The following is a 14,016-nucleotide window of genomic DNA, read 5'->3' on the forward strand; positions in this document are numbered from 1 at the left end:
GCATGTTTCATCGCTTATGGACGTTAATCCGCAAAGAGTTGCAGTCGTTGCTGCGTGAACCGCAAACCCGCGCGATTCTGATTTTACCCGTGCTGATTCAGGTGATCCTGTTCCCGTTCGCCGCCACACTGGAAGTGACCAACGCCACCATCGCCATCTACGATGAAGATAACGGCGAGCATTCGGTGGAGCTGACCCAGCGTTTTGCCCGTGCCAGCGCCTTTACCCATGTGTTGCTGCTGAAAAGCCCGCAGGAGATCCGCCCAACCATCGACACGCAAAAGGCGTTATTGTTGGTACGTTTCCCGGCTGATTTCTCACGCAAATTGGATACCTTCCAGACCGCGCCATTGCAGTTGATCCTCGACGGACGCAACTCCAACAGTGCGCAAATTGCCGCCAACTACCTGCAACAGATCGTCAAAAATTATCAGCAGGAGCTGCTGGAAGGAAAACCGAAACCCAACAACAGCGAGCTGGTGGTACGCAACTGGTATAACCCGAATCTCGACTACAAATGGTTTGTGGTGCCGTCGCTGATCGCCATGATCACCACTATCGGCGTAATGATCGTCACGTCACTTTCCGTCGCCCGCGAACGTGAACAGGGTACGCTCGATCAGTTACTGGTTTCTCCCCTCACCACCTGGCAGATATTCATCGGCAAAGCCGTACCGGCATTAATTGTCGCCACCTTCCAGGCCACCATTGTGCTGGCGATTGGTATCTGGGCGTATCAAATCCCCTTCGCCGGATCGCTGGCGCTGTTCTACTTTACGATGGTGATTTACGGTTTATCGCTGGTGGGATTCGGTCTGTTGATTTCGTCACTCTGTTCAACGCAACAGCAGGCGTTTATCGGCGTGTTTGTCTTTATGATGCCCGCCATTCTCCTTTCCGGTTACGTTTCGCCAGTGGAGAACATGCCAGTGTGGCTGCAAAACCTGACGTGGATTAACCCTATCCGCCACTTTACGGACATTACCAAGCAGATTTATTTGAAGGATGCGAGTCTGGATATTGTGTGGAATAGTTTGTGGCCGCTACTGGTGATAACGGCCACGACAGGGTCAGCGGCGTACGCGATGTTTAGACGTAAGGTGATGTAACTTCTTATCTTTCGCCAGTAAAGACACTACTGCCGGGCCAGCAAGGATCGCCAGCCCTGCAATCGCCAGCAAAAAGTTGTTTTCCAGTACGCGGGACAACAGCCACAGCACAATCAGCGCTGCGCCAAAATACCAGGTTGTGGTCAGTTCTTCCAGCACATCTGCCACCTCACGCCAGCGTTGCTCGGGGTGGCGCTGAAACACCAGCATCATCACTACCGTGACACAATACAGTGCGCATAATCCTACGCCGACGTGAACCAGAGTTTTACTCATCCAGCCCACCACCAGCAGCGCCACTACCAGTAAATGCAACATAATCTGCCAGCAACTTAGACCCGTTGCGACACGAACACGTTGTTGCCACTTCATGGCTTCTCTCCTGAAGAATTTATCTCTACTTACTCAGAGTACCGAACTTTACGGAAAATTCCGTAAGACCGCACCTTTTTGTGACGCCGACTACACTATTTCAATGAGATAAGAGGCAAAGACAGGAAAATTATGCCCGATCAAACACAACAATTTTCGTTCAAGGTGCTCACCATCAATATTCACAAAGGCTTTACCGCGTTTAACCGACGCTTCATTTTGCCGGAACTTCGCGACGCCGTGCGTACCGTCAGCGCCGATATTGTTTGCCTGCAGGAAGTGATGGGCGCGCACGAAGTTCATCCGCTGCATGTGGAAAACTGGCCCGATACCTCGCACTACGAGTTTCTCGCTGACACTATGTGGAGCGATTTTGCCTACGGTCGCAATGCGGTGTACCCGGAAGGGCATCATGGAAACGCCGTACTATCGCGCTATCCCATTGAACATTATGAGAATCGTGATGTTTCGATCGATGGTGCAGAAAAGCGCGGCGTGCTCTACTGCCGTATTGTGCCGCCGATGACCGGAAAAGCGATTCATGTGATGTGCGTACATCTGGGCCTGCGTGAAGCGCACCGTCAGGCGCAGCTTGCGATGCTCGCTGAATGGGTGAATGAGCTGCCGGACGGCGAACCGGTATTAGTGGCAGGTGATTTCAACGACTGGCGGCAAAAAGCCAATCATCCCTTAAAAGTGCAGGCCGGGCTGGATGAGATTTTTACCCGCGCCCACGGACGCCCGGCGCGCACGTTTCCGGTGCAATTTCCTCTACTACGACTGGACAGGATCTATGTCAAAAATGCCAGCGCCAGCGCGCCAACCGCGTTGCCGCTGCGGACATGGCGACACCTTTCTGATCATGCCCCTTTAAGTGCGGAGATTCATTTATGAAATGTAGCTGGCGCGAAGGCAATAAGATCCAGTTGCTGGAAAACGGCGAGCAATATTATCCCGCGGTGTTTAAGGCGATTGGCGAGGCGCAAGAACGCATCATTCTTGAAACGTTTATCTGGTTTGAGGATGACGTCGGCAAACAGCTGCATGCGGCGCTACTGGCAGCAGCGCAACGCGGGGTGAAAGCGGAAGTCTTGCTGGATGGCTACGGTTCGCCGGATCTCAGCGATGAGTTTGTCAATGAACTGACGGCAGCTGGCGTGGTATTTCGCTACTACGATCCCCGCCCTCGCCTTTTTGGTATGCGCACCAATGTGTTTCGCCGGATGCATCGCAAAATTGTGGTGATCGACGCGCGTATCGCCTTTATTGGCGGGCTGAATTACTCCGCCGAGCATATGTCCAGTTATGGTCCAGAGGCTAAACAGGATTACGCGGTACGTCTGGAAGGGCCGATTGTCGAAGATATTCTCCAGTTTGAACTGGAAAACCTGCCAGGACACAGCGCAGCACGGCGCTGGTGGCGACGTCATCACAAAGCGGAAGAAAACCGCCAGCCGGGAGAATCGCAGGTATTATTGGTTTGGCGCGATAACGAAGAACATCGCGATGATATCGAACGCCACTATCTGAAAATGCTCACTCAGGCGCGTCGGGAAGTGATTATCGCCAACGCGTACTTCTTTCCTGGCTATCGATTTTTGCACGCCTTACGTAAAGCGGCACGGCGCGGGGTGCGGATCAAGCTGATCATTCAGGGCGAACCGGATATGCCCATTGTCAGAGTCGGCGCGCGTTTACTGTACAACTATCTGGTTAAAGGCGGCGTTCAGGTATTTGAGTACCGCCGCCGCCCGCTCCACGGTAAAGTGGCATTGATGGACGATCACTGGGCGACGGTAGGGTCCAGTAATCTCGATCCGCTCAGTTTGTCGCTAAATCTCGAAGCAAACGTCATCATTCACGATCGTAATTTTAACCAGACGCTACGCGATAATCTGAACGGCATCATCGCCGCCGACTGTCAACAAGTGGATGAATCCATGCTGCCGAAACGCACCTGGTGGAACCTGACCAAAAGCGTGCTGGCATTCCATTTTTTGCGCCACTTCCCGGCGCTGGTGGGCTGGCTTCCGGCGCACACGCCGCGTCTGGCGCAAGTTGATCCCCCCGCACAACCGACAATGGAAACTCAGGATCGGATAGAAACTGAAAATACGGGGGTGAAACCCTGATGAGTAAATCACGCCCGCGCTGGCGCTTAGCAAAGAAGATCCTCACCTGGCTGTTTTTTATCGCAGTGATTGTGTTGCTGGTGATCTACGCCAAAAAGGTAGACTGGGAAGAGGTCTGGAAGGTCATCCGCGACTACAATCGCGTTGCGTTGCTCAGTGCGATTGGGCTGGTGGTCGTCAGCTATCTGATATATGGCTGCTACGACCTGCTCGCCCGTTTCTACTGCGGTCACAAACTGGCGAAGCGCCAGGTGATGCTGGTGTCGTTTATCTGTTACGCCTTCAACCTGACGCTCAGTACCTGGGTCGGCGGCATAGGTATGCGCTATCGTTTGTACTCCCGGCTAGGGTTACCGGGCAGCACTATTACGCGGATTTTCTCGCTCAGTATTACCACCAACTGGCTGGGCTATATTTTGCTGGCCGGGATTATCTTTACCGCAGGCGTGGTGGAGCTGCCGGATCACTGGTATGTCGATCAAACTACGCTGCGTATTCTCGGCATTGGCTTACTGCTGATTATCGCGGTTTATTTGTGGTTTTGCGCTTTCGCGAAGCACCGCCATATGACCATCAAAGGGCAAAAGCTGGTGCTGCCTTCATGGAAATTCGCCCTCGCCCAGATGCTGATTTCCAGCGTTAACTGGATGGTAATGGGAGCGATTATCTGGCTGTTGCTGGGTCAAAACGTGAACTATTTCTTTGTACTGGGCGTATTACTGGTAAGCAGTATTGCCGGGGTAATTGTGCATATTCCGGCGGGAATTGGTGTACTGGAAGCGGTGTTTATCGCGCTACTGGCTGGGGAGCATACCTCCAAAGGCACAATTATCGCCGCCCTGCTCGCTTACCGTGTGCTGTATTACTTTATCCCGCTGCTGCTGGCGCTGATCTGTTACCTGTTGCTGGAAAGCCAGGCGAAGAAGCTACGAGCGAAAAATGAAGCGGTAATGTGAAGTTCAGTTAAATTCTTTTGGTTTGTGCAGATTGTTAGCAAAGTGCTATTTATTCATGGCGGATGCGGCGTGAACGCCTTATCCGCCCTACAAAACCGGACTAAGTTAATAGTTTACAATTCCAGTCAGTATCAGCTAAGCATAATGGATCAGCCTCATTACATTTCTTCAGGATTTTATTCATGAGGTTATATAAAAACGATTAACACGCATTTTCCAAAAAGAGAAACTTATCTATTTTTTACGGCTAATGAAAAAACCGCGTATGCCTTTGCCAGACAAGTGTTATCGCTATTGCTGCAAGTATCCCAAAGAAGCCGATAAAATAGTAATAGAGTGTTAATGCACCTGTAAAAGCGCAACGAACCGGACTCCACAACTCTTCGCTATGGCATTTCCCCGCCAGTTCCAGGAGTTTATTTCGTCCATGCGAGATAATGCCTGACCATAAGACAATCATTAAGCAACTTATTACCCAAACAGGCCGTTCACTCATTAATGCGGTATTTACACTGATCACCAGAGTCAACCCTGTCAACGTCATCATAATGATGAAACGGTGAGAACCAGGATCAACATTAAATAATAAACTGGCCAGCATACTGATTAAAAACATCGCGCCCGCAGTGCTGAACACAAGGATAATGGCAGATACAGGAACTAAACTTGCAACCACAATCGCCACCAAAGAGAGTAAAAACAGATATATAACGCCTGAGATGGCAGCATTTATCTTGTTGATATCCTTACTTAAACCATACATACAAAGTAATAATAATCCTATGGCGACATACATTTGCGGTGAATCATATTTTGTTGCCGTAATTTCGAGATGCTTAGCTCCCCAGGCCAGTCCTGCGGTTGCCGCCAAACCGACAGCGGTAATGAGCCATATGGCATTTAATATCCTGGCCTCGTACTGAAAATCATTAGTTATGTTTTTTGATGAGTACGATTTCATTATTTTTATATCCTTAAGTTGAATATCAATATCTATTGCAATTAACGCAAAAAACTCATCAATTCACGCTACCACACTAAACCATTAATAAAGTCAAGAACCGTTACAGCAAGTCTAAAAAGGACGCTTAGGATACTGAAATAGAGTGTTATTGCCCCTGCAACAATACAGCGAAGAACACCTGAAAATTCAGAGTTGTCGGCAACACGGATCAAATCTTCCAGTGTTGTTGCTTCACAGGCAGCCGTAACGCCCCAGATAACGACAGTCAAAATACTCGCTAACCATACGGAAAAACTGCTGGTAAGAATCAGGTTAACAACAAAAGCAATACTCAAACCACAGAAGATATATAAACATAACTGTCTAACTGGTGGGATAACCCTATTAATACAACAGCATATTAGCGCCATAGCGGCAAACATCCCTCCCGTAATTCCCATTACCCTCACTATGCTCGAAAAGGTAAAAAGTCTGGAGAAGAGAAAGCCATTAAGCAGGATTATTAGCAGATAGACCAGACATGCGCCTGATGCCTCGAGCCTTTTCAGGGCATCGTTTAACCAGAGACCAATTATTATCAGCGCAGATAAAGCGAAGACAAACGCGCCTGGAGATTCTAGTGAAGCAACCCAATGCAAGTGCTGAAATATCCAGGCACAGCCTGCCGTAGCCCATACTCCAGCAGCTGTTAACCACCAAATGAGGAACAGCATTTTGCTGAGCGAAGCGCTTTTTTGCTGTAATTGAGTAGCAGTGGATCGTCTGTTCAAATGCGTTATCTGCCCCTGAAATTGCGTAGTGGACATAGTCTGGCATTTGCGGCGATTCAGTTCTCATGTAAATGAGCGGAATAGTCTTTATAAAATCCGAAAAAAATCCCGACACATGGCCGGGATATTGATGGTGAAAAAGAATTAACGGCGGTTGCCGAAGATCCGCAACAACATCAGGAACAAGTTGATGAAGTCCAGATACAAGGTTAACGCGCCAAGAATGGAATATTTGCGCAGGTTCGACGTATCGCGGGTATCAATCTGCTCACCCATATTTTTCAGTTTCTGCGTGTCATACGCCGTCAATCCGACAAAGACAATCACGCCGATGTAGGTAACCGCCCACATCAACGCTTCGCTTTTCAGCCAGAAGTTAACCAGCGATGCCAGCACAATGCCGATTAACGCCATAAACAGCATATTGCCAAAGCCGCTTAGATCACGTTTGGTGGTGTAACCGTACAGGCTCATTGCGCCGAACATCCCGGCAGTAACGACGAAAGTACTGGCAATCGAGGCGGCGGTATAGACAATGAAAATACTGGAAAGCGTAAGACCCGTCAGCGCCGAATAAAGCATAAAGAGCATCGTCGTTACACCTGCGCTCAGCTTTTGAATCATCGCTGATAACACAATAACCAATGCTAATTGCGCGATGATCAGACCGATTAAAAAGACACGGTTAGTGAACAACAGCTCCATCACGGCCGCGGAATTAGCCGCATACCAGGCAACAAATGCTGTCAGCAACAAGCCAACGGTCATCCAGCCATAGACTTGCGCCATATAAGTTTGCAAGCCAGCCCGGGGTTGTACGATTGAATCAGAACGTGGGAATCTGTCCATGACGATCTCCTGAAGATATAAGGAATATCTTAAGGATACTGCAAAATGATGAGGCTGTGCATCGACGCAGCGTAAACGCATATACTGAGCGGTGAAATTGCCGGACGCAGCGGTGCCTTATCCGGCTAACAAAAAACTACCAGCGTTTTGCCGCCTGCTGATCGCTCTCCCGGGCTTCAACCCAGCGGTCGCCTTCCGGCGTGGCTTCGCGCTTCCAGAACGGTGCGCGGGTTTTGAGATAATCCATAATAAACTGCCCGGCTTCAAACGCACTGCTGCGATGCGCACTGGTGACACCGACAAAAACGATTTCATCGCCCGGCCATAATTCCCCGATGCGGTGAATCACAGTGACGCGCCCCAGCGGCCAGCGGTTACGCGCTTCATCGACAATTTCTGCCAGTGCTTTTTCAGTCATCCCCGGATAGTGTTCGAGGGTTAATGCTTTGACGCTGTCGCCAAGGTTATGGTTGCGCACCTTACCGGTAAAGGTGACTACCGCACCGTCTTCGTCACGCTCAGCCAGCCACGGATACTCTTCTCCTACGCTGAACGGCTGCGGGCCGACAACAATTTTGGTTTCTGCCATCTTAACCTCCGGTTACCGGCGGGAAGAAAGCCACTTCGTCGCCGTCAGTCAGCGGATGGTCAAAACTCACCAGCGTCTGGTTGACGGCAGCCAGCAATTTGCCATCTTCCAGCGCCAGCGCCCAGCGATCGCTCTGCGCAGCCAGATGCTGGCGTAACGCTTCAACGGTTGGGAAATCCGCAGCCACTTCGCTTGCATCTGTTCCCACCAACTCGCGCACCTGGGCGAAAAAAAGAACTTTAATCATCCGCTTCCACCTTAAAGTCACCTGACTTGCCGCCGCTCTTCGCCAGCAAACGTACCGGACCAATCACCATATCTTTTTGCACCGCTTTACACATGTCATAAATGGTCAGCGCCGCCACGGAGGCCGCGGTTAACGCTTCCATTTCAACGCCGGTTTTCCCAGTCAGGCGGCATAAGGTTTCTATACGTACCCGATTGTGCTCCGGCTCGGCCTGCAAATTGACTTCAACTTTGCTGAGCATCAGCGGGTGACACAGCGGGATCAGATCCCATGTGCGTTTTGCCGCCTGAATACCGGCGATACGCGCAGTGGCAAATACGTCGCCTTTGTGGTGGCGACCATCAATGATCATCGCCAGCGTCTCGCTGCGCATGGTGACAAAGGCTTCGGCGCGCGCTTCACGCACGGTTTCTGCTTTGGCGGAGACATCCACCATGTGCGCTTCGCCAGCGGCGTTGATATGGGTCAGTTGCGACATACTTATTTCTTCAAATGTGGATGGAAATTACACGGACGCGTACGGGCATCCAGCTGCGGTGCGATGATATTTTCCCAGGCGGTACGGCACGCTTTGGTTGAACCGGGCATGGCGAAAATTAGCGTTTTGTTAGCGACGCCCGCTACCGCACGAGATTGCAACGTTGAGGTGCCAATCTCTTCGAACGACAACATCCGGAACACTTCACCAAAACCTTCAACTTCACGGTCGAACAACGGCAGCAGTGCTTCGGGAGCCTGATCACCTTCCGTCAGGCCAGTACCCCCCGTAATCAACACCACTTGTACATCGTCGCTGGCGATCCACGCAGATACCTGAGCGCGAATAGCGTAGCGGTTTTCTTTCACAATGGCTTTATCGACAACGTGATGGCCCGCTTCTTGCGCCGAATCGCGCAGATAGTGACCGGAGGTATCGTCTTCTTCACCGCGACGATTAGAAACCGTAAGAATAGCTATACGGGTCGGGATAAATTCAGTGCTTACCTGACTCATCTGATCTCTCCTTTTGACGTTTTAGCCGCCAATGTACGATAAGTTTTGCGTAATACCGGTGTTGTTTTGATGCAGGAAATGGGTCTGTTTCTTCTCCCGCAGCGCCGCTGAAATACGCGCTTCCAGCGCCTGTTGCTGGGTATCGTCTTCCAGCAGATCGCGCAGGTTAACGCCACCTTCACCAAACAGGCAGAGATGGAGTTTACCAATGGAGGAAACGCGCAGGCGGTTGCAAGTGGCGCAGAAGTCTTTTTCATACGGCATGATAAGGCCAATCTCTCCGGCGTAATCCGGATGACAAAAGACTTGCGCGGGACCGTCGCTGCGTTGACGTAATTGGTGGATCCAGCCGCGACGCAGTAACTCGTCACGCAGAACCTGACCAGAGATGTGATGCTTACGGAAGAGCTCGCTGCCCTCGCCCGTTTCCATCAGTTCGATGAAACGCAGCTGGATAGGGCGATGCTGGATCCAGTTCAGAAAGGTGTCGAGCTGATGATGATTAACATCACGCATCAGCACGGTATTGACTTTGACCTTCTCAAAACCGGCCTCAAATGCAGCATCGATCCCTGCCATGACCTGGTTGAATTTATCCTGTCCGGTAATAGCCTGAAACTGGCGAGCGTCGAGGCTATCGACACTAACGTTGATACCAGTAAGACCAGCATCACGCCAGTTCGCCACGTCGCGTTCCAGACGGTAACCATTGGTGGTGACCGCTATCTGGCGAATAGCGTCGTTTTCTCGCACAGCGGCGATGATATCGGTAAAGTCGCGACGCAAAGACGGCTCTCCGCCCGTCAGACGGACTTTTTCGGTGCCCAGACTGGCGAAGGCGCGCGTAACCCGGCGAATTTCATCGACGGTAAGAAAGCCTTTATTGGTGACGCCGCTCGGTTTGTAGCCATCCGGCAGGCAGTAGGTGCAACGGAAGTTACACACATCGGTAATCGACAGGCGCAAGTAGTAAAACTTACGCGCAAATGCATCAGTCAGTTGTGAAGCCATGTACACCTTTCCAGATACGGGAGGCGAAGTCATTTCTTCCTTCGCCCTGGTGGCAATCTTTGTAAGCATTGTCACGGCCAAAGCACCATATCAGTTGACCCAGGTGCAGAGGCTAGAGTGTTTAGTGGTTAAGCCGATACTAGCGTGTAAATGTGATTTTTACCATCCACACTTTCGCTATGTAATCATGTATATAGCGTCATGATCGTGCTATTTCGCTACAGAATAAGGGAAAATGGCGGTTTTACTTTGATATACATCATCAGGGAGGCATAGCGTGCATCGTCCTTTAGAGGTAGAAGAAAATAGTTTGTATCCTCAATATTGGCAGGTTAATTGCTGTTTCCCCGCAATTTGCGCTACTGTAGCGCGGAAAATCTGACTCCAGGAAACTATAATGCGCAATCGTACGTTGGCTGACCTTGATCGTGTCGTTGCTCTCGGCGGAGGGCATGGACTGGGACGCGTTCTCTCATCACTTTCGTCTTTGGGTTCTCGTTTAACGGGTATCGTGACCACCACGGATAACGGTGGTTCAACGGGGCGTATTCGCCGCTCAGAAGGTGGAATTGCCTGGGGCGATATGCGCAATTGCCTTAACCAGTTGATAACGGAACCCAGCGTCGCTTCCGCAATGTTTGAATATCGTTTCGGCGGTAATGGCGAACTTTCCGGGCACAACCTTGGAAACCTGATGTTGAAGGCACTGGATCACCTTAGCGTGCGGCCTCTTGAAGCGATTAATCTGATTCGCAATCTGTTGAAAGTGGACGCACATTTGATTCCGATGTCGGAGCATCCTGTTGATTTAATGGCGATTGACGATCAGGGGCATGAAGTATACGGCGAGGTCAATATTGACCAGCTCACTGCGCCGATACAGGAGCTACTCTTAACCCCCAACGTACCTGCCACACGTGAAGCGGTGCTGGCGATTAATGAGGCGGATCTGATCATTATTGGGCCAGGGAGTTTTTATACTAGTCTTATGCCCATTCTGCTGCTCAAGGAAATGGCTCAGGCATTACGCCGAACGCCTGCCCCGATGGTGTATATCGGTAATTTGGGGCGAGAATTAAGCCTGCCTGCTGCAAATCTCAAGCTGGAAAATAAGCTGGCGATTATGGAGCAGTATGTTGGTAAAAAAGTGATTGATGCGGTAGTTGTTGGACCGAAAGCTGATGTATCCGCAGTTAACAACAGAATTGTGATTCAGGAAGTACTGGAGGCCAGCGATATTCCTTATCGTCATGACCGCCAGTTGCTGCATAACGCACTGGAAAAGGCATTACAGGCACTAGGTTAAGCGCCTGTGCCGGGGGCAGAAAAATACGACTGTGACTATGGCGTTTTAAATTATAGAAGGCCATAGTCACCTTTTTTTGGCACAACCCCATTGTTAGCAGCTCATTTATCTTTCCACTTTCTGGAATTTAGTTTTGCTTCTTGATGTTTCTTGTGCCATGACTATTCTAAAAATGTTATAATCCCCATGCTTTGGGAGCCACCGAATCTAAATATTTATCAATATGATGAGAACGAGTATAATCTGCTATATTTTTTGATAAAATGGCCGTGCAATTTAAACCAGAGCCTAATCCCAGTAGTACCGTTAACCAGTTATCCAGAGCTTCAGATTCAACAATCGAGTTTTCCAGTTCATATGCTTTTAGTAAAAGAGCAGCAGAGTAAATTCTGAGGATTTGCGGAGAATTGTATTCCGTTCCTAAACTTGAAGCTGAAGAATATCTTGCGAACACGACAGCAAAACTTATCAGAAGCATTGCTTGTTCCGTTTTATTTGCATTTTCCATTCTGCAAGCCTTCATTAAATCTTTATAATGGTTTCCCTTAATATTTAAACAAGACTTATACTTCAATAGTTCGCTAACATTCTTTTTTTGTTTTATCTTTTTATTTTTACTTAACATTTCGTAACCCGCACCTTCTATAGATTGCGCCTGCAATGAGTAATTATCTATGAGTTTCATAAGAGGCGCAAAAATTTCATTTAATTTTATTTGTTCATCAATACCATCCATTTTGGTTTGAGAACAACAACTTTGTGATGCAGTGACAAATGGTTCGTATAGATCACCAAGCTGAAGGATTTTGAGATAATTTTTTAATAAAATATTATGTTGTGACCGTTTCCATGGGTAGGAAAACACTGGGAATTCGGTCATCAATACGGTATTAAGATTAATATCTGCAAGCGAGCACACTTGTTCTGGTGCTGCATATAGATAAAAATGGTCCCAGTCCTTATTTTTAATAGTGGTATCCAACATTTTATTTAAGGCATTAGATGAAAGACGCATTGCACGATTATTTTGCTGTGCTGAAAACAATACGTACCAAGCATCATCATGATCTTGTTGTTTACGCCATTCCGAGAAGTCTGGATAATCATTTCCTTCAGTATAAGGTTTAACATCCTTATGTTGTAAATATGTTTTATAAATATTATATGCTTTTTCTGCCAATATATTATTTTTACTTTTTAGTGCCAGGTCAGTCATCATTACATATGCAGTACTAAATGATAACATTAATGTCGGTTGTTCTGTAAAGCGATCTAAATAATAATTAATCCTCTCTTCACTAAGATTAAACAAAAAAGAAGAAGAGATACAGCAATCAACTGTAATTAATGACAAAATAAAGTTATCAAATATATTTATATCATCATTTTGCAATATATCATTTAATCCCTCTGGTGGTCTGTTAGACGTATAGTATTTTGCTAAGCAATTAATTTCTGATACATCCTTTTTTAATTTTGCAAGGTCATAGATACAATTTTTTGTACTCAGTTCGTTGGCGAGGATTTTTTTTATTTCAGGCATTGAATCTTCAGAGATATCTTCAAAGATTTGATAAATTTTCTGGATATGTTCTTTTGCTTTACATATATCAACCCTGATTAAATCTTGTAATGGAGGAGTATCGTCAAAGAAAAATTTCCGCATAGATCCCGTATGCATTTTTATTATTTTCGCTTCACGCAACACTATATTTTTTAAAATACAAGTACTAAAGTCACCTCTCTCTATAGTTGCGTATTCAAAATTTACCCCCGACATATTCGTACCAGCAACATCACAGGAAAATAAAGTGGCATTCTTGAATGAACTATTTTCAAACTGTGCGCCATTCAATATGGCATACTCCATATAACATCCTGAAAAATCTGCACAACCCTTGGCTTCTGTTAGATCTGTCCTTACAAAACTAGCACCGCTCAATTTGCAATCCATGAGTGTTGCTCTCTTCATATTAGCATCATTAAAATTAACGTTAGAAAAATTTGATTCACCGAATTCAGTATCTTCAAAATTGAGCCTCGAAAAATCAAAGCGCCCATTGGGATCCTGCAAAATAATTAGTTGTCGAGTTCTGACTGGTTTATCTCCAATAAAATAAGTTGTTGTCATCACACTGTCTGAAAATTCTATCTTGCACTTAAAAAGCTCATGCATGTGCGGAGGACAAAAATTTTTCAGGGTCAAAAACTCATTACGTTCTTTATTATATTCTTTTTTTTCATCGGTAAGGTAAGGTGATAAAAACAATCCATAGCGAGAATGGATATCATTATACATTCTACTTAAAAAATCTTTTTTCGTTTCGAAACCCAAAATGAATCGCAGCACATCAAAAAGCCGCTCCCATTTACTCATATAAAAAGTATGGTCATTGTCAGCAAGAAGCAATTGCTCTGCGCGCTTTTCATCAATTTCAAAAGATGACTGTCGATGATTAACTGATAACATCATGCTGCCTCCATCAGATAAACAATTAATTGCTGCAGTCTTCCTGAATACAGTTTATTTACTATCAAAAATCGCTCATTTCAAATAGGCTTGTTCCCGATTACACAAATAAAAGCATATTATTTATTAACTTTTAAATAATTACACCTATAATTATAACAATTAATATATATGCATTATCATTATATTAAACTTAAGATAATTGAGATAAAGAGTATTGTCGTTAATATAAATTGAGTCCATTGGAT

At 47.2% G+C, this 14,016-nt stretch carries 15 protein-coding genes and 1 riboswitch; of the genes, 5 read left to right on the forward strand and 10 right to left on the reverse strand.

Annotation, left to right across the window (positions count from 1 at the left end):
- Positions 1–2 precede the first annotated feature (2 nt).
- Entirely contained in the window at positions 3–1,109 is a 1,107-nt protein-coding gene (locus ATB02_RS13380; protein ID WP_000469031.1) for an ABC transporter permease, read from the forward strand.
- Here the strand turns inward: ATB02_RS13380 and ATB02_RS13385 are convergent.
- Positions 1,071–1,481, reverse strand: coding sequence for a YbhQ family protein (locus ATB02_RS13385; protein WP_000871982.1), 411 nt, complete (start codon positions 1,479–1,481; stop codon positions 1,071–1,073). The genes ATB02_RS13380 and ATB02_RS13385 overlap by 39 nt on opposite strands.
- A gap of 132 nt (positions 1,482–1,613) precedes the next feature.
- Between ATB02_RS13385 and ATB02_RS13390 the strand changes: the two genes are divergently transcribed.
- Genes ATB02_RS13390 through ATB02_RS13400 form a run of 3 tightly spaced genes read left to right on the forward strand, consistent with a single transcriptional unit; the run spans position 1,614 to position 4,569 of the window.
- The gene (locus ATB02_RS13390; RefSeq protein WP_105271726.1) at positions 1,614–2,375 is read left to right on the forward strand and encodes an endonuclease/exonuclease/phosphatase family protein; all 762 of its coding nucleotides are present in this window, start codon (positions 1,614–1,616) and stop codon (positions 2,373–2,375) included.
- Positions 2,372–3,613: a cardiolipin synthase ClsB gene (clsB, locus tag ATB02_RS13395; protein WP_105271727.1), complete on the forward strand. Its 1,242-nt coding sequence runs from the start codon at positions 2,372–2,374 to the stop codon at positions 3,611–3,613. The genes ATB02_RS13390 and clsB overlap by 4 nt, the downstream gene beginning before the upstream one ends.
- On the forward strand, positions 3,613–4,569 hold the full coding sequence (locus tag ATB02_RS13400; RefSeq protein WP_105271728.1) for a lysylphosphatidylglycerol synthase domain-containing protein: 957 nt from the start codon (positions 3,613–3,615) through the stop codon (positions 4,567–4,569). Before clsB ends, ATB02_RS13400 begins: the two co-directional genes overlap by 1 nt.
- Before the next feature lie 247 nt (positions 4,570–4,816).
- On the opposite strand, the gene ATB02_RS13405 is transcribed toward ATB02_RS13400, so the two are convergent.
- The 8 genes from ATB02_RS13405 to moaA form a co-directional block, all read right to left on the reverse strand.
- Entirely contained in the window at positions 4,817–5,530 is a 714-nt protein-coding gene (locus tag ATB02_RS13405; RefSeq protein ID WP_105271729.1) for a Bax inhibitor-1/YccA family protein, read from the reverse strand.
- 68 nt (positions 5,531–5,598) lie between these two features.
- The gene (locus tag ATB02_RS13410) at positions 5,599–6,339 is read right to left on the reverse strand and encodes a Bax inhibitor-1 family protein (protein ID WP_241957637.1); all 741 of its coding nucleotides are present in this window, start codon (positions 6,337–6,339) and stop codon (positions 5,599–5,601) included.
- Between the two features lie 108 nt (positions 6,340–6,447).
- Positions 6,448–7,152 carry a Bax inhibitor-1/YccA family protein gene (locus ATB02_RS13415; RefSeq protein ID WP_000373624.1) on the reverse strand — a complete coding sequence of 235 codons (705 nt, stop codon included), beginning with the start codon at positions 7,150–7,152 and terminating at the stop codon, positions 6,448–6,450.
- Positions 7,153–7,288: 136 nt separating this feature from the next.
- Positions 7,289–7,741, reverse strand: a complete 453-nt coding sequence (gene moaE / locus ATB02_RS13420; RefSeq protein ID WP_000852287.1) for a molybdopterin synthase catalytic subunit MoaE — start codon at positions 7,739–7,741, stop codon at positions 7,289–7,291.
- Position 7,742: 1 nt separating this feature from the next.
- On the reverse strand, positions 7,743–7,988 hold the full coding sequence (gene moaD, locus ATB02_RS13425) for a molybdopterin synthase sulfur carrier subunit (RefSeq protein WP_000598604.1): 246 nt from the start codon (positions 7,986–7,988) through the stop codon (positions 7,743–7,745).
- Complete coding sequence (moaC, locus tag ATB02_RS13430; RefSeq protein WP_000080885.1) at positions 7,981–8,466, reverse strand: cyclic pyranopterin monophosphate synthase MoaC; 486 nt, start codon at positions 8,464–8,466, stop codon at positions 7,981–7,983. The genes moaD and moaC overlap by 8 nt, the downstream gene beginning before the upstream one ends.
- Positions 8,467–8,468: 2 nt before the next feature.
- Positions 8,469–8,981: a molybdenum cofactor biosynthesis protein B gene (gene moaB / locus ATB02_RS13435; protein ID WP_000084639.1), complete on the reverse strand. Its 513-nt coding sequence runs from the start codon at positions 8,979–8,981 to the stop codon at positions 8,469–8,471.
- 21 nt (positions 8,982–9,002) lie between these two features.
- Entirely contained in the window at positions 9,003–9,992 is a 990-nt protein-coding gene (gene moaA / locus ATB02_RS13440) for a GTP 3',8-cyclase MoaA (RefSeq protein WP_002432387.1), read from the reverse strand.
- A riboswitch (molybdenum cofactor riboswitch) is annotated at positions 9,980–10,124 on the reverse strand. (Overlaps the previous gene by 13 nt.)
- A gap of 265 nt (positions 10,125–10,389) precedes the next feature.
- On the opposite strand from moaA, the gene yvcK reads away from it, so the two are divergent.
- Complete coding sequence (gene yvcK, locus ATB02_RS13445; RefSeq protein WP_001246025.1) at positions 10,390–11,298, forward strand: uridine diphosphate-N-acetylglucosamine-binding protein YvcK; 909 nt, start codon at positions 10,390–10,392, stop codon at positions 11,296–11,298.
- Positions 11,299–11,473: 175 nt separating this feature from the next.
- Here yvcK and ATB02_RS13450 read toward each other — a convergent pair whose 3' ends face one another.
- Entirely contained in the window at positions 11,474–13,771 is a 2,298-nt protein-coding gene (locus ATB02_RS13450; protein ID WP_105268528.1) for a pentapeptide repeat-containing protein, read from the reverse strand.
- Positions 13,772–14,016 lie beyond the last annotated feature (245 nt).

The organism is Escherichia sp. MOD1-EC5189, from assembly GCF_002966045.1.
GTDB classification, from domain to species: domain Bacteria; phylum Pseudomonadota; class Gammaproteobacteria; order Enterobacterales; family Enterobacteriaceae; genus Escherichia; species Escherichia coli_F.

Coding starts and splice junctions, on each gene's coding strand:
- clsB (WP_105271727.1), top strand. CDS start 2,372: ATGAAATGTAGCTGGCGCGAAGGCAATAAGATCCAGTTGCTGGAAAAC.
- moaC (WP_000080885.1), bottom strand. CDS start 8,466: ATGTCGCAACTGACCCATATCAACGCCGCTGGCGAAGCGCACATGGTG.
- yvcK (WP_001246025.1), top strand. CDS start 10,390: ATGCGCAATCGTACGTTGGCTGACCTTGATCGTGTCGTTGCTCTCGGC.
- moaE (WP_000852287.1), bottom strand. CDS start 7,741: ATGGCAGAAACCAAAATTGTTGTCGGCCCGCAGCCGTTCAGCGTAGGA.
- ATB02_RS13385 (WP_000871982.1), bottom strand. CDS start 1,481: ATGAAGTGGCAACAACGTGTTCGTGTCGCAACGGGTCTAAGTTGCTGG.
- ATB02_RS13410 (WP_241957637.1), bottom strand. CDS start 6,339: ATGTCCACTACGCAATTTCAGGGGCAGATAACGCATTTGAACAGACGA.
- ATB02_RS13405 (WP_105271729.1), bottom strand. CDS start 5,530: ATGAAATCGTACTCATCAAAAAACATAACTAATGATTTTCAGTACGAG.
- moaA (WP_002432387.1), bottom strand. CDS start 9,992: ATGGCTTCACAACTGACTGATGCATTTGCGCGTAAGTTTTACTACTTG.
- moaB (WP_000084639.1), bottom strand. CDS start 8,981: ATGAGTCAGGTAAGCACTGAATTTATCCCGACCCGTATAGCTATTCTT.
- ATB02_RS13415 (WP_000373624.1), bottom strand. CDS start 7,152: ATGGACAGATTCCCACGTTCTGATTCAATCGTACAACCCCGGGCTGGC.
- ATB02_RS13390 (WP_105271726.1), top strand. CDS start 1,614: ATGCCCGATCAAACACAACAATTTTCGTTCAAGGTGCTCACCATCAAT.
- ATB02_RS13400 (WP_105271728.1), top strand. CDS start 3,613: ATGAGTAAATCACGCCCGCGCTGGCGCTTAGCAAAGAAGATCCTCACC.
- ATB02_RS13450 (WP_105268528.1), bottom strand. CDS start 13,771: ATGATGTTATCAGTTAATCATCGACAGTCATCTTTTGAAATTGATGAA.
- moaD (WP_000598604.1), bottom strand. CDS start 7,988: ATGATTAAAGTTCTTTTTTTCGCCCAGGTGCGCGAGTTGGTGGGAACA.
- ATB02_RS13380 (WP_000469031.1), top strand. CDS start 3: ATGTTTCATCGCTTATGGACGTTAATCCGCAAAGAGTTGCAGTCGTTG.